16 protein-coding genes and 1 pseudogene are annotated in these 24,069 nt (G+C 43.3%); 8 read left to right on the top strand and 9 right to left on the bottom strand.

Annotated elements, in window-relative coordinates; genetic code table 11:
* Window positions 1-227 precede the first annotated feature (227 nt).
* From glyQ to RMY32_RS28795, 4 genes and pseudogenes are all read left to right on the top strand, one after another.
* Window positions 228-1,097 (top strand): annotated as a pseudogene (glyQ, locus tag RMY32_RS28810) (glycine--tRNA ligase subunit alpha); the annotation flags it as partial.
* Window positions 1,098-1,794: 697 nt separating this feature from the next.
* Window positions 1,795-4,149, top strand: coding sequence for a ComEC/Rec2 family competence protein (locus tag RMY32_RS28805; RefSeq protein WP_322713013.1), 2,355 nt, complete (start codon window positions 1,795-1,797; stop codon window positions 4,147-4,149).
* Window positions 4,150-4,183: 34 nt separating this feature from the next.
* On the top strand, window positions 4,184-4,657 hold the full coding sequence (locus RMY32_RS28800; RefSeq protein WP_322713010.1) for an NADAR family protein: 474 nt from the start codon (window positions 4,184-4,186) through the stop codon (window positions 4,655-4,657).
* A gap of 338 nt (window positions 4,658-4,995) precedes the next feature.
* Complete coding sequence (locus RMY32_RS28795) at window positions 4,996-6,003, top strand: tetratricopeptide repeat protein (protein WP_322713009.1); 1,008 nt, start codon at window positions 4,996-4,998, stop codon at window positions 6,001-6,003.
* A 45-nt stretch (window positions 6,004-6,048) separates the two neighbouring features.
* On the opposite strand, the gene RMY32_RS28790 is transcribed toward RMY32_RS28795, so the two are convergent.
* Window positions 6,049-6,747 (bottom strand): phosphoribosyltransferase, encoded by a 699-nt coding sequence (locus tag RMY32_RS28790; RefSeq protein ID WP_322713007.1) that lies wholly within the window; start codon window positions 6,745-6,747, stop codon window positions 6,049-6,051.
* A 191-nt stretch (window positions 6,748-6,938) separates the two neighbouring features.
* Between RMY32_RS28790 and RMY32_RS28785 the strand changes: the two genes are divergently transcribed.
* Window positions 6,939-7,619, top strand: coding sequence for a uracil-DNA glycosylase (locus RMY32_RS28785; RefSeq protein ID WP_322674424.1), 681 nt, complete (start codon window positions 6,939-6,941; stop codon window positions 7,617-7,619).
* A 356-nt stretch (window positions 7,620-7,975) separates the two neighbouring features.
* Here the strand turns inward: RMY32_RS28785 and RMY32_RS28780 are convergent, their stop codons facing one another.
* The 6 genes from RMY32_RS28780 to rpsT all read right to left on the bottom strand — a co-directional run bounded on the left by RMY32_RS28780 (window position 7,976) and on the right by rpsT (window position 19,650).
* Window positions 7,976-12,046 carry a DNA-directed RNA polymerase subunit beta'' gene (locus RMY32_RS28780; RefSeq protein WP_322713005.1) on the bottom strand — a complete coding sequence of 1,357 codons (4,071 nt, stop codon included), beginning with the start codon at window positions 12,044-12,046 and terminating at the stop codon, window positions 7,976-7,978.
* Between the two features lie 243 nt (window positions 12,047-12,289).
* Entirely contained in the window at window positions 12,290-14,167 is a 1,878-nt protein-coding gene (locus RMY32_RS28775) for a DNA-directed RNA polymerase subunit gamma (RefSeq protein WP_322713003.1), read from the bottom strand.
* A gap of 90 nt (window positions 14,168-14,257) precedes the next feature.
* A complete protein-coding gene (gene rpoB / locus RMY32_RS28770) occupies window positions 14,258-17,557 on the bottom strand; it encodes a DNA-directed RNA polymerase subunit beta (RefSeq protein ID WP_322693496.1) in 3,300 nt (1,099 codons plus the stop codon).
* A gap of 136 nt (window positions 17,558-17,693) precedes the next feature.
* On the bottom strand, window positions 17,694-17,984 hold the full coding sequence (locus tag RMY32_RS28765) for a hypothetical protein (RefSeq protein WP_322713002.1): 291 nt from the start codon (window positions 17,982-17,984) through the stop codon (window positions 17,694-17,696).
* A gap of 460 nt (window positions 17,985-18,444) precedes the next feature.
* Window positions 18,445-19,242, bottom strand: coding sequence for a TatD family hydrolase (locus RMY32_RS28760; protein WP_322713001.1), 798 nt, complete (start codon window positions 19,240-19,242; stop codon window positions 18,445-18,447).
* 111 nt (window positions 19,243-19,353) lie between these two features.
* A complete protein-coding gene (gene rpsT / locus RMY32_RS28755; protein WP_322693499.1) occupies window positions 19,354-19,650 on the bottom strand; it encodes a 30S ribosomal protein S20 in 297 nt (98 codons plus the stop codon).
* Window positions 19,651-20,166: 516 nt separating this feature from the next.
* On the opposite strand from rpsT, the gene RMY32_RS28750 reads away from it, so the two are divergent.
* Together RMY32_RS28750 and hisD are read left to right on the top strand one after the other, a co-directional pair.
* A complete protein-coding gene (locus RMY32_RS28750; protein ID WP_322712999.1) occupies window positions 20,167-20,343 on the top strand; it encodes a hypothetical protein in 177 nt (58 codons plus the stop codon).
* 43 nt (window positions 20,344-20,386) lie between these two features.
* On the top strand, window positions 20,387-21,688 hold the full coding sequence (hisD, locus tag RMY32_RS28745; RefSeq protein WP_322712998.1) for a histidinol dehydrogenase: 1,302 nt from the start codon (window positions 20,387-20,389) through the stop codon (window positions 21,686-21,688).
* A gap of 103 nt (window positions 21,689-21,791) precedes the next feature.
* Here hisD and RMY32_RS28740 read toward each other — a convergent pair whose 3' ends face one another.
* Window positions 21,792-21,995, bottom strand: coding sequence for a hypothetical protein (locus tag RMY32_RS28740; RefSeq protein WP_322712996.1), 204 nt, complete (start codon window positions 21,993-21,995; stop codon window positions 21,792-21,794).
* Window positions 21,996-22,254: 259 nt separating this feature from the next.
* On the bottom strand, window positions 22,255-23,502 hold the full coding sequence (locus tag RMY32_RS28735) for a transposase (RefSeq protein WP_322712994.1): 1,248 nt from the start codon (window positions 23,500-23,502) through the stop codon (window positions 22,255-22,257).
* A 63-nt stretch (window positions 23,503-23,565) separates the two neighbouring features.
* Here RMY32_RS28735 and tnpA point away from each other — a divergent pair, with 63 nt between their 5' ends.
* On the top strand, window positions 23,566-23,988 hold the full coding sequence (tnpA, locus tag RMY32_RS28730) for an IS200/IS605 family transposase (RefSeq protein WP_322712993.1): 423 nt from the start codon (window positions 23,566-23,568) through the stop codon (window positions 23,986-23,988).
* Window positions 23,989-24,069: the final 81 nt, after the last annotated feature.

Raw genomic sequence — 24,069 nt, 5'->3', positions numbered from 1 at the left:
TATAATCGCTTTCAAACTATAATATTTTCAAGGTTCGGTGTCCTTCAAGCGTCGCTCTTTCTCGCTCCGCTTCAAGCACTTATTCAATATAGCGAACCTACTTCCTCGTGTCAACTATTTTTCCCAAATTATTTTTGGACTGCTTCTGCGTCTCCTGAAACTGTCCACAGTGCCGTGTTCTAGGCAACAATGGTTTATGCACTGTGTTGACTAAGGATAGAACAAGCGTGAATTTTCAGTCGGTAATAAGTTTATTGCATCATTTTTGGGGCACGCGCGGTTGTCTTATTGCCCAGCCCTACGATATTGAAAAGGGGGCTGGTACTAAGAATCCCCAGACTTTTTTAAGAGCATTGGGGCCGGAACCTTGGGCTGTTGCTTATGTTGAGCCTTGTCGTCGCCCTACAGATGGACGGTATGGTGAAAACCCTAACCGTTTTCAACACTATTATCAGTACCAAGTTCTGATTAAGCCTTCGCCAGATAATATTCAGGAAATTTATCTTGATTCGTTAAGGGCTTTAGGTATCTGTCCTGAAGACCATGATATTCGGTTTGTAGAAGATAACTGGGAAGATGCAACTGTGGGAGCTTGGGGCACTGGGTGGGAAGTATGGTTAGATGGTATGGAAGTTACTCAATTTACTTACTTTCAACAGTGTGGAGGAATTGATTGCCGTCCGGTGTCGATTGAGATAACTTATGGGTTAGAGCGATTGACAATGTATCTCCAACAAGTAGAAGCATTCACAAAGATACAGTGGACAGACAACACTACTTATGGAGATGTTTTCCTGCAAAGTGAAATTGAGCAGTGTACATACAACTTTGAAGCATCAAATCCTGAGTTGCTACTGACATTATTTAATTTGTATGAGCAAGAAGCTACGCAATTGACGGAGCGAGGACTGGTATTGCCTAGCTTAGATTATGTAATGAAGTGTTCGCACACATTCAATCTGCTGGATGCTAGAGGTGTGATTTCGGTGACGGAAAGAACTCGCTATATTGCCAGGATTAGGCATTTGGCTAGGAAGGTAGCTCATTTATATGTTGAACAAAGGGAGAAGTTGGGTTTTCCTTTGCTCAAAAATTTAAAACCAGTCATACAGCCACCTGTTTTACAGCCAGTTGTGCACGAAATTCTTTCACAGCCAGTCTTAGTACAAGCTGTTTCAGAGTCTACAGTTAAATCTCGTTATCAATATATTATTGATTGGCTGTTTTTGATTCCAATTATCTCTTATGTCCTTTGGGTAATACTTTCATTGTTTCGGTAGAATAGTTTATGTATCAAATAATATAGACCACCCAGGTACTTATATACCTAGTAAGATGATGTTTGTAAAGTCTAACTTTATTACTCGTCTGGGCGACTAGAAGTCGCGGCTACACAAACAAAACCTGCCTCCGCAGGTTAGCAAACTCTTGATTTTGCATTCTCTAAGCTAAGTATATCTTGATGATGTGGCTATTGCTAAAGATCGGAAATACCATTAAATCTTGAGCGTTGAACATTAAAGCTATAAGTATAAGGCCCGCCTGTGCGGGCTTTGTTTATATAAACTTGATCGACTATACTCACCACAAGCATAAAAACTTTTCGCTGTTGCTGATTTAAAGAGATAAAAAGCTCACGCAGAGGTGCTCTAAGCACTGATAATAAGAGTTTGGAATATTTTATTTTTGAATTTCATAACCAAATTCAGCAACGCCGATTTTTCTTTATTACTGCCCTATCTATATTTAAACCATCTGCAAATTCGGATTGCCAGGTGCTTTTACAAAAATCTTATGATTCAAACCAGTGGTGTAATTATTTGTCTCAGCTACATTTTTGGCTTGCTGCTTACAGCAGTTCCTTGGGGTGGTGTGGGGATTTTAGTTCTAGGGATAGTAGGAGCAATTATTTTTAGAAGACGCACTACGCTACAGCAATTTGCTCAGAAACCAGAAAATGCTGGAAGCAAAAATAAGGCAGTACCCAATACTTGGCAAAGTACTCCCCATCCTCGAATATGGCTAGCTGCTGGCTTGGTGGGATTATTGGCAACTCTATATTTTCAATGGCGAATACCACAACCGGGTGCAAAAGATATTAGTCAGTTTGTCCCGCCTGGAAATAGCAGCAATCAAGAACAACTTGTGATTGTACGCGGCGAAGTGGCAAGTAATCCCCGCTTAACTCGCAGTCAACGAGGACAATTTTGGCTGGAAACGACTCAGTTAGATGAAGTTAAAAATAATAAAGGTTCAGCAGGTGTCCCACAAGGGGTTACAGGCAAATTGTATGTGACAGTCCCTATACTTCAGGCTACTGGGTTGTACCCTAGTCAACAAATTGCCGTGACTGGGATTTTGTACAAACCAAAGACGGCTTCCAATCCTGGTGGTTTCGATTTTCAGAAGTTTCTCAAGCAAGAAGGAACGTTTGCCGGTCTAATTGGGCGACAAATAAATGTTTTGGAACCAGAACGTAAATGGGGATGGTGGCAAATTCGGGAGCGAATTGTGCGATCGCAAGTTCGTTGGTTGGGTATTCCTGAAGGACCTCTTGTCAGCGCAATGGTTTTAGGTAGCAAAGCTGTTGATTTACCCTACGATATCCGCGACTTATTTGTACAAGCAGGATTAGCTCATGCTTTAGCAGCTTCTGGGTTCCAAACTTCTTTGATCTTGAGTGTGATTTTACAGTTAACGAAACGGGCAAAAAAAGCAACGCAATTTACCCTTGGGTTTTTGGCTTTAATCATTTTTCTGAGTTTAACAGGGTTTCAACCTGCGGTTCTCAGAGCCGTAATTATGGGTTTTGCGGCGTTAGTGGGTCTACTATTAAAAAGGAAGGTAAAACAGTTCGGGTCATTGCTATTAGCAGCAACTCTGCTATTAGTGTTTAATCCTCTATGGATTTGGGATTTAGGTTTTCAATTGAGTTTTTTAGCAACATTAGGATTAGTTGTAACAGTACCCGCATTAGTCAATCGCCTAGCATGGCTACCACCTGCGATCGCTGCTTTGATTGCTGTTCCCCTAGCTGCCACTATTTGGACTTTACCTGTGCAACTTTTTGTTTTTGGAGTTGTACCATCTTATAGCCTGTTGCTGAATGTGATTAGTACTCCATTAATTTCGATCATTAGTATAGGTGGAATCATCAGTGCGTTAGTAGGTTTAATTTGGACTGACGCAGGAAGCTTCCTGGCAGGTGTATTACATTATCCTACTGATTGGTTAATTAAACTAGTAGATTTTTTTAGCAATTTGCCTGGAAATTCTGTTGCGGTGGGCAGTATATCTACTTGGCAGCTTTTGGCGATTTATATACTAATTATATTGGTCTGGCTAGTGCGTTGGTGGCAAAGGCGGTGGTGGTTTGCTAATATGATTGCAATTGGTTTAGTATTCATTCCACTTTGGCATTATAAAAATACATTGTTTAGGATAACAGTCTTAGAATCGGGGACAGAACCAATTGTAATCGTTCAAGATCGAGGTACTGTAACTGTCATTAACAGTGGCGATGAAGGTACAGGACGTTTTACAATTTTACCCTTTTTACAACAGCAGGGTGTAAATCAAATAAATTGGGCGATCGCAACTGATTTTCAAGGTAACGAAAGTAATGCTTGGTTTGAATTAATGCAACGTTTACCAATCAATAATTTTTATGAATATTCACCTCAAACAGATAATTCTATTACAACTCAGGCTATTCAACAGGAACTACAAAAACATCAAGGAATTTATCAAACTTTGGGAGTTGGTCAATCTGTGAAAGCTGGCTCGATAGTAGCGCAATTAATCAACGACCAATTACCAATTTTACAATTGCAAATTTTAGATCAAAATTGGCTATTAGTAGGTAATGTGAAATCTAAAGAGGTACAGCAACTAGTTAAAAATGGAAGTTTGCCTCGCCCGCAAGTGCTTTGGTGTGCCCCTGAGTCATTAAAAGATTTAGTGATTACTTTACAACCACAAGTAGCGATCGCTTCTTCTGTCAATTTCGATCCAACAACTTTATCTGAACTGAATCAAAGCAAAACTAAACTGTTCTTTACAGGGCGAGATGGGGCTATTCAATGGACTCCTAATGGTCAGTTTGAGGCATTTATTGAATCAACAGAAAATAAATCATCTGTTTTATAAAAAATTTAGTAAAATCAAAAATTTATCAAATTTTATGACAATTTATTTTTATAGTACTCGTGAAGAGTATGGCTGTTTCTCTAACTTTTCGTCTCACGGCTTTGAATTAGATGGATTGTATTGGTCAACTAGCGAACACTACTTTCAGGCGCAAAAGTTTGTGGGTACACCTCATGTAGAACAAATCCGCCTAGTTAAAACACCTAAAGATGCAGCAAGAATGGGGCGTGAGAGAACGCGCCCCTTACGCCACCAAGATTGGGAACAGGTTAAAGATGACATCATGCGGCAAGCTGTGCTGTGCAAATTTCAAACTCATACAGATATTAGAGATATTTTACTTTCTACAAACAATGTAGAAATTGTTGAAAACTCGCCTATCGATTTTTACTGGGGTTGCGGAGCCGATGGGAGTGGTAAAAATATGCTAGGAAAAATTTTAATGGAGGTGCGGGATATTCTGCACCATACATACAGGAAAGATATTGATAATAAAACTATTAAATAAACTTGTCAAAAATAGTTTTTTAATCAAAATACTCCAGACGTAGAGAACACGAATAGATAACAAATAGAGACGATCGCAAACGCTCTAAGATTGCTATATAGTTATTACTCTTCACGAGCAGAAATCTAAAAGTCTTAGTTAGCGATCGCTATATAAACTCTTACCTGTCCTAAACTTATGCTGTGGTAAAGCGGACTGATGAAAGATGCGCCCTGGTTTTGGGAACACTAGATTTAGCACCAGACTTCACAGGAAGAAGTTGATGTCTAAAAGCGAATGGAATAACCAGATCGAAAAATACAGTTCCCTTGCAATTACCCATAACATACCTAAAACCAGTGAAGCGTAATACAATTACTCATGAATTTGACTCTGGTTCACAAGCAGAAATAATACCTCTACAAGAAAGTGATGACCATTTGTCAGAAGCGTCCAAGCTACTAAGGCAAGGAATTCAACAGCAGCAAGGTGGCGAATTAATAACGGCTATGAAGTCTTTACAACAATCCTTGGGGCTGTTTCAGGCAGTTGGCGATTTAGAAAAACAGGCACAGGTACTTTCTTTTTTAGGATTGGTAACTTACAGTGCTGGAGACTACAAAGGTGCTATCTCTTACTCCCAACAGTGTCTGTCTTTGCTTAATAACACCTCAGATTTAGCATTGCAGATGCAAGCACTTTCCCATTTAGGAAATGCATACCGTCATTTGAGCGATCATAACAAGGCTATTGAGTTTCTAGAAAAATGTTTGAAAATAACGCAACAGTTGCAAGACAAACGCAGTCAAGTCGCGGCACTCAATAATTTGGGATTGGTGTATAAAGCTTTAGGTAATTTTACACAGGCTATCGAGTATCAACAGCAAAGTCTAGAGATTGTGCGGGAACTCAAAGATCATTGGGGCGAAGAACAAGTACTCAAGAATTTAGGTAATGCTTGGTATGCTTTGAACAATTACCCAAAAGCGATCGCTTATTATGAGCAGTGTGTAGTACTATCACGCTCATTAAAAAATGTCCGCAGTGCTTCTCAGGTGCTAAAGAATCTGGGCAATGCTTGTTATGCTTTAGGTGATTATACCAAAGCAATTAAGTATTATGAAGATCGATTGCAATTAGCTAGACAAATTCAAGACAAGCGTAGTGAGGAACAGTCTTTAAGTAGTTTAGGAGTTGCTTGTGAAGCTTTGGGTGACTATAACAAAGCAATTACATATTATGAAGAACGTTTGCTGTTAGCTAGAAATATCAAAGATCGTCGCAGTGAAGAACAAGCTCTTGCCAGTCTGAAAGTTGCTTGCTACGCGTTGGGTGATTATGCCAAAGCTATGCAATATCAGCAGTGAACATCTTCAAATAGTTAAAAAGTAAGATTGGAAAACAATTCAAAATTACTCGCACAGATCAATTCCCCCGATTGTCTTTTGTTGTTGGAGATATACGAGAACTTCTAGTGTATCTACTTGGGGAAATTCTGCGTAAAAATTACTCACACTCCAGAAGGGTTCGGGTGTTTCTAAGACTATTGTGCGATCGCCCCACTGTTCTAACCAAGGTAGCAATTTTTGTGGCGCTACTGGAGTACATAGCCAAACTGCTGCTGGAGAAAACGCTCTCATAGCAGTTGCTGCTACCGCTATTGTCATACCTGTAGCAATGCCATCATCAACTAAGATGAGCGTAGCATTTTCTGCATTCACTTGCGGACAAGCAGGAATTAATTGAGCCTCAAGAGACTTAGCAAGGTTTATTGCTTTATTTAAAGCTATTTCTCGCCACCGCGCATCATTTTTGCAGCGAAATAGCTTTTGATCGGCCCAAAGAATATTTCCAGAAGTAGTCACTGCACCAATTGCTAATTCTGGATTTTCTGGATGGCTGATCTTTTTTGCCACAACAATTGTCAACGGACAATCTAAAAGACGTGCTATTGGTGCTGCTACTGGTACACCTCCTCTTGGCAAAGCATAAACAATTGGTACAGGCTTTACCCCAGAATCAATAGTTTGCTGAATCAAAACATCATGAATTACTCGCGCCAATAACTCACCTGCATGGGTACGATCGGCGAAAAGTGGGGTATGTGACATGGTTTCCCCCAGCATCTTAAGACGGCACTGCTTTTATCATGACTGAATTTTGTCTCAAATTAACTGATACAATAAGATTTGTATAAATAATTAAGTATTCAGCAAAAGTTTATTGTTCTGAGAAATATGCAACCAAAAGGCTATTTAACTCAGATATAACAGCTAACGCTGATGCCAAAATCCTGATTTTCATGAGCAGCGAAACCCAACTCAGCCTCTTTGACGACTCAACTTTTAATCAACGAGAACTGATTCCTACAGACGCGAAAATTCCGATCGCTCCCGGAACTTATTCTGATATAACGGAGTTGACACAGCATTGCGATCGCTGCCACCGTTGTGCGTTGGGAGACACTCGCACTCATGCTGTTGTCGGACGTGGCAATCTCAAAGCACCAATTATGGTTGTGGGAGAAGCGCCAGGTCAAAATGAAGATGAAACGGGTTTACCATTTGTAGGCAGATCGGGACAATTGCTAGAGAAAATTTTGGCATCGGTGAATCTGACTACTGAGCATGATGTATATATTGCCAATATCAATAAATGTCGCCCACCAGATAATAGAGTTCCCACTCCTGTAGAAGTGGCAGCTTGTTTACCCTACTTACTAGAACAAATTCGCTTAGTTGACCCCAAAATAATTCTGTTAACGGGTGCAACTGCTGTCAAAGGAATCACTGGTGATAAGCGGGGGATTACAAAAATTCGCGGCCAGTGGCTAGAGTGGGAAGGGCGTTTATGTATGCCAATTTTTCATCCTTCTTACTTGCTGCGTAATCCTTCTAAAGAAAGAGGTGCGCCAAAATGGTTGATGTGGCAGGATATCCAAGCAGTGCGTGCTAAGTTAGATGAAATTCAAAATAACAGCTAATGCTTAATCCCCTATTTTTCTAGGGTTATGATTCCCAACATCTTTTCAATTATTCAGTTCGTTGCTATCCTGGTTGGAAAGAAATTCTCAAGCTAATAGCTAAAGTCTTCTCAAGAGGACTAAATACAAGATTTTAAGCGATGTAAATGACTAGACTCTGTGAAACAGAAAATTTCAGTCTATTCATTGCGATCGCTTATTTTAATTGAATATAACGACTTGCTCGTTAGGGGTAAAACTGGAACTAGCGCGCCCCTTGGCAAGGGGTGCGCTAGCATAGCTGAGGTAATTTGATTATTGGTAATTGAGCAAACTCGATATTACCTTTTACCTTTTAGACGCGAAATTTCAAGTCTTTATTCGTCGTCGAAATCATCTTCGTCGTCTTCCTCTTCTTCCTCGTAATCGTCGTCGTCTACTACTTCGTCAGCAATTAATTCGTCTTCTTCATCTAGAATTGACCTTTCTGCACGTCTGCTGCCAAAGCCAGATTCTCCAAGAGTAGGAGAATCTAAATTATAGTTGCGAGCTGTGCGATCGTCTAAGACCATATCTAGGGGATCGTCAACTTCATCTAACACACTACTGGTAATTTCAGCAGCATAGTCATCGATCGCTCCTGGTTCTTCATAGGTATTATATCCAGTACCAGCCGGAATCAATCGCCCGATAATCACGTTTTCCTTTAATCCGCGCAGCCAGTCAGATTTACCTTCGATAGCTGCTTCGGTGAGTACCCGTGTTGTCTCTTGGAAGGACGCGGCGGAAATAAAGCTGTCCGTGTTCAACGATGCTTTGGTGATCCCTAATAATACTGGAGTGTACTGTGCCCTAGCACCGCCTGTAATTGCCATAGCTTCGTTCACCTGCTCGACTTGGCGCAGTTCCACCAATTCGCCAGGAAGCATTGTGGTGTCACCACCATCATCAATCCTGACTTTGTTGGTCATCTGGCGAACAATTACTTCAATGTGCTTATCGGAAATATCAATCCCTTGAGATTGGTACACCATTTGCACTTCATTCACTAAGAAGGTTTGTACCTTCTGTAAAGCAAGGCTAGCACAAGCATAGATTCCATCTTCAGAACCCAAGCTAAAGAAGATTTCCAAAATTTCATGGGGATTGGATGGGCCATCAGTCAACGGTTGTCCTGCTAATACTGTCGAGCCATCTGGCACAATCAAATTTTGTCCGGGTCCCAGAGGATAATCTGTCACCACGCCATTTGATTCTACAACCTTGATGGCGATCGCTTCATCACCGTCACCGTAAACCACCTTAACTTCTCCGCCCCGCCGACATAAGATGCACGCTTCTTTGGGTTTACGAGCTTCAAGTAATTCCTCAATCCGAGGCAAACCTTGAATGATATCTCCGGTTTTGGCGCGTTCAAACACTAGCAACACCAAGTTATCACCCCGTTGTACCAAATCACCGTCTTCTATCTGCAACACAGCACCAGGGCTGACTCGATAAGGGCGACCGATACGGGTAGTAACAACGTAGTTTTGAGTTTGAAGTGAGGAGTTAGGAGTTTCGGAATTAACTCCTAACTCCTCACTCTTAACTCCTAACTTTTTAACGTCCACTACTTGTCCTGATTCTGGGGCAAAAACTCCAGGAGCAACTTCTGTACCTTCTACTAGCAAATCACCCACTTTTACTTTTGGCTGAGTACTAGTATTAATGGGAAGTCTGTCAGCGTCGCGCAACACCAAACAGCGACGAACGTTTTCGGTTCCTTTTTGAACACCTCGTACTTCCCCGCCTTCTTTACACAAGATTTGGGTACGTGCGACCACAGAACCTGGGGCGATGGTTAACCCATCGTGTACCTCAAGTGTTGTCTGGGTACTACCTTGGGTGGCATCGGCGGTAATGTCTCGACGAATTACCAAGGATTCCAAAATCACTAGTTGTAAACGTTGAACTTCTGGGTCTTCGGTATCCTCTACTAATTCAATATCTGCTGCTAAGGGCGAAGCATTATGATCTTGTTCCCCTTCTTGCTCAATTTCCAGCACTAGCTGGGTTCGCAGCAGTTCCACACCTTCAACAGATTTGACGCGTTCTGAATCTTTATAAGGTAGTCGCTGCACCGCTCTTAATTGAATCGATCGCCCAGTTTGTTGACTTACCGATGTAGTTGATGGCACATCTGGATTATCAGGGACGGCAAATTCAACTACTGGACGGCTCAACAGGGCGGGTCCTTCTGGTGTCTCTACATACTGGATATAGCGCAATTCTGTAGCGACATTGCCTTGGAATTCCTCACCTGGTTGGATGAAGGTGTTATCTCGCCCGATAACTGATTCGGGATCGTCCACCATCAGTAGTTCCCCTGGTTTCACCACCACTTCTCGCAGGATGTCGTTTTTCTGGGTCACTTCTATCACACCACTGTTTTGGCAGAAGATATCTTTCACTACTTCGGTGCCAGCTTCGACAAACTGACCGTCCTCCACCAACAGCAAGGAGATATCTTTATTAACTTCGTGGCTTTCTTCGGGAATCCACAACAGTGTACCGCCCTGCACCACTTCATAACCCAGCTTGGCTTTGCCTTTTTTCTGGACTTCGACACCTGCAAATTTCAGGAATCCACCAGTGGTTGTGCGATAGCGGTCATCAATTAACTCAGCTACCACTTGACCATTTTGCACTTTTGTGCCTGGCGTAGCTCGGAGATTAAATACCTGGTTGTTGCCAGTAGAAACTAAGTAGTTATTGCGACCTTGGGAACTTTGGACTGTCACCGTTGCTTGGTCTAAGACCACAGAAGCGGTGATAATTTCAATTTCCCTAGTACTCTTACCTGGGGTAGCTTCTGGCAAGCGCACCACACCGCCATGCAAACTGGTTAACTTGGTTTCTGCTAAAACTCCATTAGAAGCGATCGCATCACCATTTTTAACCACCAATTCTGCACCAGGCGGCAAGTTGTAAACTTCCCCAGACAAAATCCAAATCAAGCCCCCGCGTGCGGCTGTGGTTGTGGTATTGCCTTGACGATCGGTTTTTTGTTCTGGAACAACTTCGGCAAATTGCACTTCCCCTGCTAGGTCAGAGGCTACATCTTTAACTGCTTTTTCTGTATTAGTCCGAGTTGTGCGTCCACCAAGGGCAACCTCTGCCAACAACTGACCTTGTTTTACTTTATTTCCATCAAATACATATAGTGTTGAACCTTGGGTAAGGTGAACTTCTTGGTTCTCTGGGGTAACATCACCTACTTTTGTTGGCTCCAAAAGCATGATGCCATTAGCCTCAATATAAAGGGCATCTTCCCCGTGGCGGGTACGATATGTTCTGGTCTTCAGTTTGCGGGGAAGCTTAACAGTCCCATCGATTTTAGAACGAACTTGTTGCGCCACTTCTCCAGTAAACACCCCACCTGTGTGGAATGTCCGCATGGTTAACTGAGTACCAGGTTCGCCGATACTTTGGGCAGCAATAATCCCCACAGCTTCGCCCAAATCTACCATTTTGGCGTGTGCCAAACTCCAGCCGTAGCAGTGTTGACAGACAGAACGTGCGGCTTCACAAGTTAGGGGCGATCGCACCACAACTTCTCTCACCCCAGATTTTTCAATTTTCTTGGCCAAATCCTCAGAAATTGGGGTATTACGTGCTGCAATCACTTCTTTTGTTACCGGATGCACCACATCTTCACCAATTACCCGTCCCATCAAGCGGGTTGCTAGAGGAATCAAAGTTTTGGCCCCTTCTGTCATTGGTTGAATCGCAAGACCTCTAGTGGTGCCACAGTCAAATTCCCGAATAATTACATCCTGGGATACGTCCACCAATCGGCGCGTTAGATAACCAGAGTCAGCCGTCCGCAACGCAGTATCCACCAATCCTTTTCTGGCACCGTAAGACGAAATAATGTATTCCGTCACAGTGAGTCCTTCACGGAAGTTGGTTTTAATCGGCAAATCGATAATTTCCCCTTGGGGATCTGCCATCAATCCCCGCATCCCCACCAACTGCCGCACTTGAGAGATGTTACCCCGTGCCCCAGAGAATGCCATCATGTATACGGAGTTTAAGGGATTAGTCTTCTTGAAATGAACTACTACTTCATCTTTCAAAGCTTCACTAGTACCATTCCAAGTATCGATTACCTTTTGGAAACGTTCTACTTCGGTGATTTCTCCCCGTTGGTAACGGGTTTCAGTGGCGCGAATTTCTTCTTCGGCTGCTTCTAAGAGCAATCGCTTAGTTGGTGGCACCATCAAATCATCTACACTGATGGAAACCCCTGCTTTGGTAGCGTAGCGAAATCCTAAATCTTTTAGTTTGTCCGCCATTACTGCGGTTCGCGCCGTACCATAATATGTAAAGGCCCAAGAAATTAAATTTCTCAGTTGACCTTTATCAACCACCCGATTGCGAAAAATCATTTTTTCGTTAGTCATTAGTCATTAGTCCTGAGTCAGACAATTTTGGATTTTAGATTTTGGATTTTGGATTGACCCCATAGATAAATCTAGGGGCTTGGGAATTTTAGATTTTAGATTTTAGATTAACTCCATAGATGAATCTAGGGGCTTGTACCATCAAGGAATGTCGGTCATCAATAATTAATAATTCGTAATTCGTAGTTCGTAATTCGTAATTAATTCTTCAATAATTACGAATTACGAATTAGAGATTACGAATTAACTTGCTAGTGCTTCCTGAATAGCATTATTGTAAATAACGCGACCAGGAGTGGTATATATATACTGAGAAATTACATTGCCTTTAGCGTCTTGTCTGACTCGACGAAACTTATAGAGTAATGTGCGGGTACCATCTTCGTTTTCCGTCATTTTCACGGGTTCTGTATCCGGTTGGTCTGATTCTATTTCACCGTCAAACCGCACATATATATAGGCGTGCAAGTCAACTTGCTCCTGCTGGAAAGCCATAATTACATCCTCTAGTGAAGAAAAGTACTTTCCTGCGCCTTTTGTTGCACCGGGATTTTCTGCTGTTAAGTAATACGCCCCTAAAACCATGTCTTGGCTAGGCGTGATGATCGGTTTACCTGTGGCTGGTGACAAAATATTATTAGAAGCCAACATCAATAACCGCGCTTCAGCCTGACTTTCTAACGATAGTGGGACGTGTACCGCCATTTGGTCGCCGTCAAAGTCGGCGTTAAAGGCTGGACAGACGAGAGGATGAAGTTGAATCGCTCTACCTTCTACTAAAATTGGTTCAAAAGACTGAATCCCCAAGCGGTGCAGTGTTGGCGCCCTGTTTAGCATCACAGGGTGTCCTTCAATCACCTCTTCTAAGACATCCCAAACACTGGGATCGTTGCGGGATATCAGCTTTTTCGCGGCTTTGATGTTATTTACCATCCCGCTACGAATCAGGCGGTTAATCACAAATGGTTGAAATAGCTCAATTGCCATTTCTCTAGGCAAACCGCACTGGTGAATTTTCAGTTTTGGCCCGACCACAATAACCGAACGTCCAGAGTAGTCAACTCGTTTACCTAACAAGTTTTGTCGGAAACGTCCTTGCTTACCCTCAATAATGTCGGACAAAGATTTTAGGGGTCGGTTATTTGCCCCGACCACAGTGCGTCCCCGACGACCATTGTCAATCAAAGCATCCACTGCTTCTTGCAGCATCCGCTTTTCGTTTCGCACAATAATCTCAGGTGCTAAAATTTCTTGCAAGCGTGCTAAACGATTATTACGGTTAATTACCCGCCGATACAAATCATTTAAATCACTCGTGGCAAACCGTCCGCCATCTAGTTGCACCATTGGGCGCAAGTCGGGGGGAATCACGGGAATAACTGCCATTACCATCCACTCTGGTTTGGAACCAGTAGCGATGAAGTTGTCAATTACCCGCAGTCGCTTAATTAGCTTGGCTCTTTTTTGCCCTTTGGCGTTGCCAATTTCTTCGCGTAGGCTTTCGGCTTCTTGTTCTAAATTGATATCGGCAAGCAAACGCAACAGCGCTTCAGCACCAATGCCCACCTCTACGCCTTGCAGCACTGAATCTTCGCTATAAATTTGGTCTTCTATTTCCAACCACTGATCTTCACTCAGTAGTTGTTTGTAAGTTAAAGTTTCGGCATTACCAGGACTTAGGACAACATAAGAGTTGAAATAAACAATCTGCTCGACATCCCGTAAGGGCATATCTAACAAGATGGAAATATAGCTAGGAATGCCTTTGAGATACCAAACATGAGCTACTGGTGCGGCGAGTTTAATATAGCCCATGCGGTGGCGACGCACGCGTGACTCGGTGACTTCTACCCCACAGCGCTCACAAACAATACCTCTGTGACGAACTCTTTTATACTTACCACAATGGCATTCCCAATCTTTTGCGGGGCCAAAGATGCGCTCACAAAATAAGCCATCCATCTCTGGCTTGAGAGTTCGGTAGTTAATCGTCTCTGGTTTGGTAACTTCACCAACTACCTGACCATTAGGCAATGTTCTCTCGCCCCACTGACGAATGCGTTCAGGGGAAGCCAAGCCGATTTTTACGTAGTCAAACTGATTAGTTTGGGCAGGTCTCATATTTAGTCATTAGTCATTAGTCATTGGTCATTGGTCATTAGTCCTTAGTCTTTTGCTAATGACAAAGAACTAAGGACTAATGACTATTGATTATTCGTCGTCTTCTAGCGATTCGCGAGAAAGAGATTCATAAGTTGGTCGAGGAGGTGTGCGACGGGCTGATTGGTCTGCCATCAAATCGACTTCCACATCTAGGGAACTGCCGTCTGCTTGAGTTTCTACCTTGTGTACGGCAATATCTAACCCCAATGATTGCAGCTCACGCATTAGCACCTTAAAGGATTCTGGAGTTCCAGGTCGAGGAATTGCCTTACCCTTAACGATCGCATTTAACGCTTCATTCCGTCCTTGCATATCGTCAGATTTAACTGTGAGCAATTCCTGTAAGGTGTAAGCTGCCCCAAAGGCTTCTAATGCCCACACTTCCATTTCTCCAAATCTTTGACCACCTTGTTGTGCTTTACCACCCAAGGGTTGCTGAGTCACTAGTGAGTATGGGCCTGTGGAACGGGCGTGGATCTTATCATCCACCAAATGCACCAGTTTCAGCATGTAAGCCACACCGATGGTAATTGCTCGGTCAAAGGGTTCGCCTGTACGACCGTCATACACCATGATTTTGCCTGGATTATCTGGGTTATATACCCAGTCTTTGCCTGTTTCGTCTCGTGCTTCTTGCAATTTGCCATGCACGATTCGGCGAGATGACTCTTCCCCGTACATTTCGTCAAAGGGAGTAATCTTAAAACGCACTCCCAAGGTCTGACCAGCCCAACCCAACAGGCACTCAAATACTTGTCCGACGTTCATCCGACTGGGTACGCCCAAGGGGTTGAGTACAATGTCCACAGGTGTTCCATCGGGCAAATAAGGCATATCTTCTGCTGGTAATATCCGAGAAATAATCCCTTTATTACCGTGGCGTCCTGCCATTTTATCGCCAACTTGGATTTTGCGTTTTTGCGCAACATACACCCGGACTACCATATTGGCTCCTGGCGGCAGTTCATCACCTTGTTCGCGAGTAAACAAGCGCACATCAACTACGCGGCCTTTTTCACCGTTTGGTACTCGTAGGGAATTGTCTCGCACATCCCGTGCTTTCTCACCAAAGATGGCACGTAAGAGTTTTTCTTCTGGCGGTTGGTCAGATTCACCTTTTGGTGTAACTTTTCCTACCAAGATATCACCAGCTTCTACCCATGCCCCAATGCGAATGATTCCTTGTTCGTCCAACTGACGCAAGGCATCTTCCCCGACGTTGGGAATTTCTCTGGTAATTTCTTCTGGCCCGAGTTTGGTTTGTCTAGCTTCAATTTCATATTTTTCAATGTGAATTGAGGTGTAGACATCATCTTGCACCAGTCTTTCAGAGATTAAAATTGCATCTTCGTAGTTGTACCCTTCCCAAGGCATATAGGCAACGACTATATTTTGTCCTAGCGCCAATTCACCGCCTTCGGTGGAGGAGCCATCAGCCAATACCTGACCTGCGACTACCTTTTCCCCAATGCGGACAAGAGGTTTTTGGTTTAAACAGGTGTCTTGGTTGGAACGTTGGTACTTGGAAAGGACGTATTTAATTTCGGGGGTGTTAGGTTTCGGACGGACGCGAATTTCTGTAGCATCTACATAAGTGACATCGCCATCGGTGCGCGATACAATCACCATCCCAGAGTCTCTTGCTCCTTGGGCTTCCAAACCAGTACCCACCAAAGGACGCTCTGGTTTGAGTAGGGGGACTGCTTGCCGTTGCATGTTCGATCCCATCAGCGCTCGGTTAGCGTCATCATGCTCCAAGAAAGGAATCATGCTGGTTGCTACCGACACAATCTGTACGGGAGATACTGCTACGTAATCCACCTGTTCTGGGGTTGTGGTGGAAAATTCTTGGCGATACCGGACTGGCACTTGTGGCCCAATAATGTGCCCCGTTTCATCTACAGGAATGTCTCCAGGAGCAACCCGTAGGTCGTCTTCTTCATCGGCTGTCATGTAGGCTGGAGGTAGATCGAATCTAACTCGCCCATTTTCTACAGGTCTAAATGGTGTTTCGAGGAAGCCGTACAGGTTAACCCGCGCATGGGTTGCCAAGGAGCCAATCAATCCGGCGTTTGGCCCTTCTGGTGTCTCAATGGGGCAAATGCGTCCATAGTGACTAGGATGTATATCTCGCACTGCAAATCCTGCGCGTTCGCGGGTTAAACCACCAGGGCCTAGGGCACTCAAACGGCGTTTGTGAGTCAGTTCTGCCAGAGGATTGGTTTGATCCATGAACTGACTTAACTGGCTCGAACCAAAGAATTCTTTAATTGCTGCTACCAATGGTTTGGGGTTTACCAAGGAAGCGGGAGTTAACACTTCGGCATCGGATACCGTCATCCGCTCCCGAATGATTCTCTCTAGGCGATTTAAGCCAACTCTTACTTGGTTTTGCAGCAATTCACCGACGCTTCTCACCCGTCGATTGCCTAAATGATCGATGTCGTCAATGTTGCCAATGTCATATTCGAGGTTGATCAGGTAATCTACAGCTGCCAAAATATCGCCAGGAGTCAGCACGCGCATGGTATCTGGGACAGAAAGGCGCAATTTTTTGTTCAGTTTATATCGTCCAACGCGACCAAGGTCATAACGTTTCGGGTCAAAGAAACGGGAGTCTAAAAGTTGTTGTCCGCCTAAGACTGTGGGTGGTTCACCAGGACGGAGTTTGCGATATAACTCCATTAGGGCTTCTTCTTCAGAAAATTGCCCTTCTTTTTCAATGGTCTTTTGGAAATATTCGGGGTGGCGTAAGGCATCGAAAATTTCGTTGTCTGATAAACCTAAAGCTTTTAGGAGTACCTGCGCGCTCAATTTGCGGGTTTTGTCAATACGTACCCACACCAAATCGTTACGGTCTGTTTCAAATTTCAGCCATGCTCCCCGGTTGGGAATAAGACTGGCAGAATAAGTGCGTCGCCCGTTTTTGTCTATTTCTGATTTGTAATAGACACCTGGCGATCGCACTATTTGGTTAACAATTACCCGCTCGGCTCCGTTAATAATAAACGTGCCGCGATCGGTCATCAAAGGCAAATCACCAATGAATACCTCTTGTTCTTTGATTTCCCCGGTTTCTTTATTAATTAAACGTGTGGGAACATACATTTGGACAGCATAAGTACTATCCCGCCGTTTGGCTTCTTCGACGCTGTACTTTGGCTCCTTGAGTTTGTAGTTATGACCCAAAAAGTGCAGTTCTAATTTACCCGTATAATCTGTAATAGGACTAAAGGAGTTCAGTTCTTCTATCAGCCCTTCTTCTAAAAACCAGCGAAAGCTTGAGCGCTGAATTTCAATCAAGTCGGGCAACAGAAAGGCGGGTTCCATATATGTTTCTTTAGTCATGCCTCTTCCTTTGTCAACCTGGTACAATTTTCCCTTGGACACTGCTGTTTGACGCTTCCCACTGCTAGCCAATGTCCTTAGTTGTTTGGGAACTTTTTCTTACACACTTGTGATTTATAGGTGTAGACCGCAGCGATTAAATCTGGCTGGAATGAGCAATTTTGACAAGGAAGCAATCACCCCTAATAGGGACTAAGTAATGGGCACTTGGTACTACGGGATCGGGGAAAAACTTGCTGAAATTCTTTTCCTCCTGCATCTCATACCGAATGACGCCAGTTGCTTGTCTAGTCACAGACGCTATGCGTAGCTTACTTCCTCGAAGCGGTACAAGTCGCCAAAGCCACTCAACGCACTGGCTTCCCAATGCCCATTTCAAAAAGAATATCCAGTTAAAATATTCCTGAACTTGATTTACTTTCTTCACTTCCCCTCCAAAAAGCGCGTTAATTCGCTGACGCCGCTCTACACAGTGTGTTTTAAATCCACCCCGCTGTTGATAATCTTAGTGATATCTTAGATATCCTAAGACTGAGGGAACGATCCGCACCTTGTCGATTTTGAATCAGAATCACTTCATTTTGCTGGATTATACTCACAAGGCAATTTTTGTTTAACGATTTTGAATAGGTTCAATACACACTAAACCGATGTTGTGCAAAAGTCTAGCTCAATTTAGGTTGGTAAGGTTAGTAATGCGTGGAGAGCATCCGCTTGTAGAGATTTTGAGGATGGGCAAGCCATAACAGTATGGAAAATTAAGATGAGAAGTTTTATGCTCCTTCCTCTATTATTATGGCGCAAGCAAAATCTTTTTGAGGCCATAATGTTAGCATATTTTTGTCTACCTATAGTTTTATTTTTTTTACACAACTTAACAAAAGATACTAGGACACACTTGATATTGACAGACCGAATAATTCACAAGCATTTTGGGTGGTTTGATGGGCGATCGCCTCTACCGATTCCTGACGCAGTTTAGCTACTTGCTCGGCTACATAAAGTACGTAGGCAGGCTCGTTGCGCCTCTCGCCCCGTTTCGGAACTGGAGCGAGAAATGGGCAGTCTGTTTCAATCAGTAGGCGATCGCTACTCACCATCGCCGCAGAAGATTGGATCGCTTTGGCGTTTTTGAATGTCACTGTTCCACTAAAGCTGATATAAAAGCCTAAATCGAGAAACCATTGAGTTTCTTCAGGTGTTCCTCCCCAGCAATGCATCACACCCCGTACTCTTTCTCCTTTGAGTTGCCGCCATTTTTGCAACACTTCTTTGGTTTCCACGGCAGCATCACGGCAGTGGATAATCACTGGTAAGTTTAGTTCAGATGCGATCGCCAACTGGGACTCAAACACCAAATACTGTTGCTCATGGTTATCAGCTTTGTAAAAATCCAGCCCCATTTCTCCAATTGCTACCACATTTGAGTCAGAACTCGCTAAAGTTTTGATTTTCTCAGTTGTATCGCTATTCCATTTATCAGCATCTAAAGGATGTAATCCCACAGCAAAACTAATTTCGGGAAACTCTTGGGCTATGGATTGAATACTGGAAAACTCCTCTGGGTGAACACAGGAATGCACTAAACGCACCACACCTGCTTCTTGCCACCGCGAGCGCACTATTGCTAAATCCGGCTGAAAACTATCAAAGTTAAGATGTACGTGCGTGTCTATCAGTTGCATCTTTTGTCCTACCCTGCGGGAAGCTGCTGGCGCGTCTATGTTGTTTGTCCTTCGTCATTTGTCGTTTGTTTTGTTATCAATGACTAATGACTAAGGACAAATTACCAATGACTACTCAGCTGTTTGTGTGATGGGTTTTAGTTTGTGAGCCAATCTTGATTTTTTTCTTGCCCCATTGTTTGGGTGAAGAACACCTCGTTTGATCGCCTTATCAATTTTGCCATAAGCCTCGGATAACCTAGCCTGCGCTTCTTGTTTTAATTCTGCGGTAGGATTAGCTGTATAAGCAGCTACAGCATTGAGGTATTTCTTCATCAGCGTCTTAACTGCTGATTTGTAAGATTTATTACGCAGTCGGTTACGTTCTGCGATTTGGGCACGCTTGAGAGCAGACTTTGTATTCGCCACAGTCAATTCCAAAAATACGATTATTAATTATGTACACACACTACTAGACTTACTAATATAGCATCCAAATTGCCAATGTTATAATTTCCTAAAAAAATTATGGAATTAGGTATTGGGCATGAATGAAGATCGTCAATATTATTAGTTTTATAGTCTCTACTCGCCAATTCAGTATTTCGTCAATTGAGGAAATGCGTTAAACTAAAATACATCTAAATAAATTTTACCCTAACTCATCACAACCTGACTAAGCAATGTGATTGCCAATAAATATAATTTGTCCGTAAACCAAATGTATTGTTTAGAGGCAGGAACTGTAAAGAGCTAAATCTCAAAGGTTGTCAAGTATAGAACCGATATATCGTGCCTGTACACACATTAAACTAGTAAAAGTTAGGGAAATAAGTAAAAATTATACTCAAACCTTAACCCCTATAAATTCAGGGGGATTGGATGTGTAAACATACCATCTGCATCCCCCAAGGATTGAGGGAAAGGGTGTAAGGGGAGTGGGAAATGGCACACCTGCTTCCTACCGCTAGCCAGTCTAGGCTTGTCGGATTGAGCAATGAAGTCGCCTTCTCAAGCAAACTATACGCTGGTAGCCTTGAGAGTATCAAAAAAATCCAGGTTAAGCTAGAGAAGAGAATTAGAGTCAGCTTGCACACCCCAGTGGGTCAAGAGCAATACTAAATCTCAGGTGGCAATATTATAATTTTGGCATTGTCCTTACTCCATGCTGCGAATTATTACTCAGCAGGCAGACGTTAGAGCAGAACTACAACGGATCTGCGATCGCACCCATGACGAACAGGTACTTCACAAAGAAGCAACGGTGCGGGAAATTTTGCAAGCAGTAAAGCGCCAAGGCGACAAAGCTGTATTGCATTATACGGATGAATTTGACAAACAAACCCTCAAAGCAGAAGAACTCCGAGTTACAGGCTCGGAATTGGATGCAGCCTATCAACAGGTATCAAAAGAGTTGTTGAGTGCAGTTCGGCTAGCTTGCCGCCAAATTGAAGCGTTTCATCGTCAGCGAGTACCAAAAAGCTGGGTACACTTTGGTGATGATGAAGTAGTACTGGGCAAACGCTACACTCCTGTAGACCGAGCCGGGTTGTATGTGCCTGGTGGTCGTGCCGCCTATCCCAGTACAGTGCTAATGAATGCAATTCCGGCTCATGTTGCTGCTGTACCGCACGTGGTGATGGTAACACCACCAGGTCCAGGGGGTGCTATTAACCCAGCAGTCTTGGTAGCTGCCCAAGAAGCAGGAGTGCAAGAAATTTATCGGATTGGGGGCGCACAAGCGATCGCCGCTTTAGCTTATGGTACAGAAACAATTCCGAAAGTGAATGTGATTACTGGACCTGGTAACATTTATGTCACCCTAGCGAAAAAGCTAGTCTATGGCACCGTCGGTATTGATTCTTTGGCAGGTCCTAGCGAAGTGCTGGTAATTGCTGATGAAACCGCAAATCCAGTACATGTAGCTGCTGACTTGCTAGCCCAAGCCGAACACGATCCAATGGCAGCAGCAATTTTGCTGACGACAGATGCTGCTTTGGCGAAAAACGTGCAATTAGCTTTGGAAAGACAGCTAGTCGATCATCCACGGCGAATAGACACAGAAAAAGCGATCGCTCACTACGGCTTGATTATCGTTGTGGAATCGCTCCAAGCCGCAGCAGAACTCTCAAATGAATTTGCCCCCGAACACCTGGAATTAGAAGTCAAAGACCCTTGGGCACTCTTACCACAGATTCGCCACGCTGGGGCAATATTTTTGGGTTACTCAACACCAGAAGCTGTAGGAGACTATTTGGCAGGCCCTAATCATACCTTGCCAACTTCTGGTGCTGCCCGCTATGCTTCAGCATTGGGTGTTGAAACTTTCCTTAAACACTCCAGTATTATTCAATACTCCCAAACCGCACTGCAAAATGTGGCTGGTGCTATTGATGTGCTAGCAACAGCAGAAGGTTTACCTTCCCATGCTGATTCAGTCCGACGCCGAGTTCAGCAAGAAGAGTGATTTGGAAAGCTTAATTTTTTCTTATAAATTAAAGTTTGGATAGCGATACTTACGGTAAGCGACGCTAACGCACACTATTTGCTATCCTGTCTTCAACCACCCTTTAAGCGTCCACAAGTCGGGCATTGCCGACAGTAGTTTCTGGGAGAGGGTTTTCTTCTCCTAGAAACTTGTGAAAAGCTTCTCCAGAAAAGTTGCTACAACCCGTTCGCATGAAAGTGGCATGAAAAGTGCTGAGTGCCTCGGCAAGCGAGTTAAAAAACCGCCCATGAGGGGGAGCCACTGCGGTGGACGGAAAACCCTGCATAAAGGAGCCAGCCGCACAGGAAGGGTCTCCCGACTTGAGCGGACTGGCGTCAAGTGGCGTCGGGGTATCTACCTTCTCCTGAGAAAAGGATTCCGCCCATAAGGGCGGGGCTTTTACCGAGTACATAAGTACTAAGTAAGTCTTAATTTACTCAGGACTCAGGACTTTAAGCCGAGGTACTGAGTTTAGTAAAACTAGCTGACCTATGGCGTAGCCTTAAATATTTGATACTCCCCACCGCGTAGGCGGATGGGGATTCTTAAGCAATCCAGAAACGGATTCTCAAAGGTGCTATCAATGCACCCCTACTGATTCCACTTAGGTCTAGCCCAAGCTTCACCGCTACTTTTCTTAGAATGTTAGATGCCCCATTAGCATCAGCATTTATTTTTGTACCATTCGCCGAACGGTACAAACCACGCTTAACTCGTTTACCAGACTCTTGCCACCCTTCAGGTTTTGCGCCGAATGTAGGTAGCAAATCAGAGTCCAAAAAACTCGCAATGCTTGTGTAACTTTCTTCAGTTTCCTCAAACCTTAACCCGTATTGTTGACAGAGTTGAGCGATTCTATTTTTCAACCTAGCAGTAGGAATTTGCACAAACTTTTGATTGGTCTTGCTGCCAAGATTTATATTTTGGCGCTGACCTTCATTCCAGCCAAAAACGATTGTTCCTATCTTATTCTCAAGGCAGTGATTCAATATCAGTCGAGCCGCTTTATTGACTGCATCCCTAACTTGCCTGTTGCGTTTTTCGGTGATGAGAGCTAACTGTTTAGACCAAAAACCTTGTGGTTGATTCTCTTTAAGGACAGACACTCGTTTGTTATACCACTGGTTCAAACTTTTGAGGTGCAAGCCATCGACTATCATTGATGTACCAACATTGCTTACTATTGTTAACCAGTTATTGAGTCCTGGGTCTATGCCAATGACTTTGTTAAAATCTACATCAGATTGAATGGTCGAAAGTTTGTAAACAAGCTCCAAATAGAATTCACCATTTCTAGGGAGAATTCGATACTCTCTAATTTGTTTATGATCAAGATTCGAGGGCATCGGGAAGTAAAATTCGGCTATTCCAAACCATGCTTTAACCTTGCTACCCAACGGGAAACGTAAGCCTTGAAGATCCAGTTTTATGGCTTGAGCCGGATAGGTTACTAAGCTTAATCCGCCATCTCGATATCCTGGAAGCTTAGGTTTTTGCGTTACAGTCCCGTTTTTTATCCCTTTGAGTAGTCCCACAAATGATTTAAATGACTCTGCTACACTCATCAAGCATTGTTGTGCTGCTTGAGAGTACATTGCGGCAAAATGAATATTGTTAGATAGCTCATTATTTAAATCAAACTTGCTAGGGATTTTACCCGTTTTAAAGTAAAATTGGCGGGCATAGTACGTTCCGCAATTAGAGAGTTTTGTTGCTTCACTACACAAATACTCTAAGATTGCTTTTAGATCGTCATCAGGATTTAATAGTATTTGTTGGCAACCATACAGCATCAGTCGAATTATGCGATTGTGTTACTCTCATTACTATACCATAGATTATAGAGTTGACTCGAAGTGACTAGAAATAGTTTAAGGAAAGGAGCGCACGTAGTTTTTGATATTCATCTACACATGGTTTTTGTAACTAAGTTTCGTAGGTTAGTTTTTACAAAAGCCATGCTTGCAGATATAGAGCCTATTTTTGTGCGGGTATTGACTGCTAATCAGTGCATCCTTGAGGAATTTAATGGAGAGCCTGACCACGTACATTTGCTTATCAGCCTACATCCAGACAACAATATTTCTGATTTAATGGCTTCACTTAAATCAGCTTCTAGCAGGATTTTAAGACAACAATACAAATCAGAAATAGGTAAGTTTTATTGGGGCGAAAAAGTTAAACTATGGCATGACTCTAAATGCGTAGTTTCATGTGGCGGAGCGCCACTAGAAATAGTTAAAGATTATATTAAAGAGCAATCAGGCGGGAAAGAATGATTGTCTACTGCGCTCCACTCCGTAGACCGCTATCCATCCCCACCGTACAGACGGATGGGGTTTTCCGCGAATCCAGATAAA

This window comes from Nostoc sp. ChiSLP03a (genome assembly GCF_034531215.2).
Taxonomy (GTDB): domain Bacteria; phylum Cyanobacteriota; class Cyanobacteriia; order Cyanobacteriales; family Nostocaceae; genus Nostoc.
Note: the sequence above shows the minus strand (reverse complement) of the source record. Positions and strands in the feature narration are given on the sequence as shown.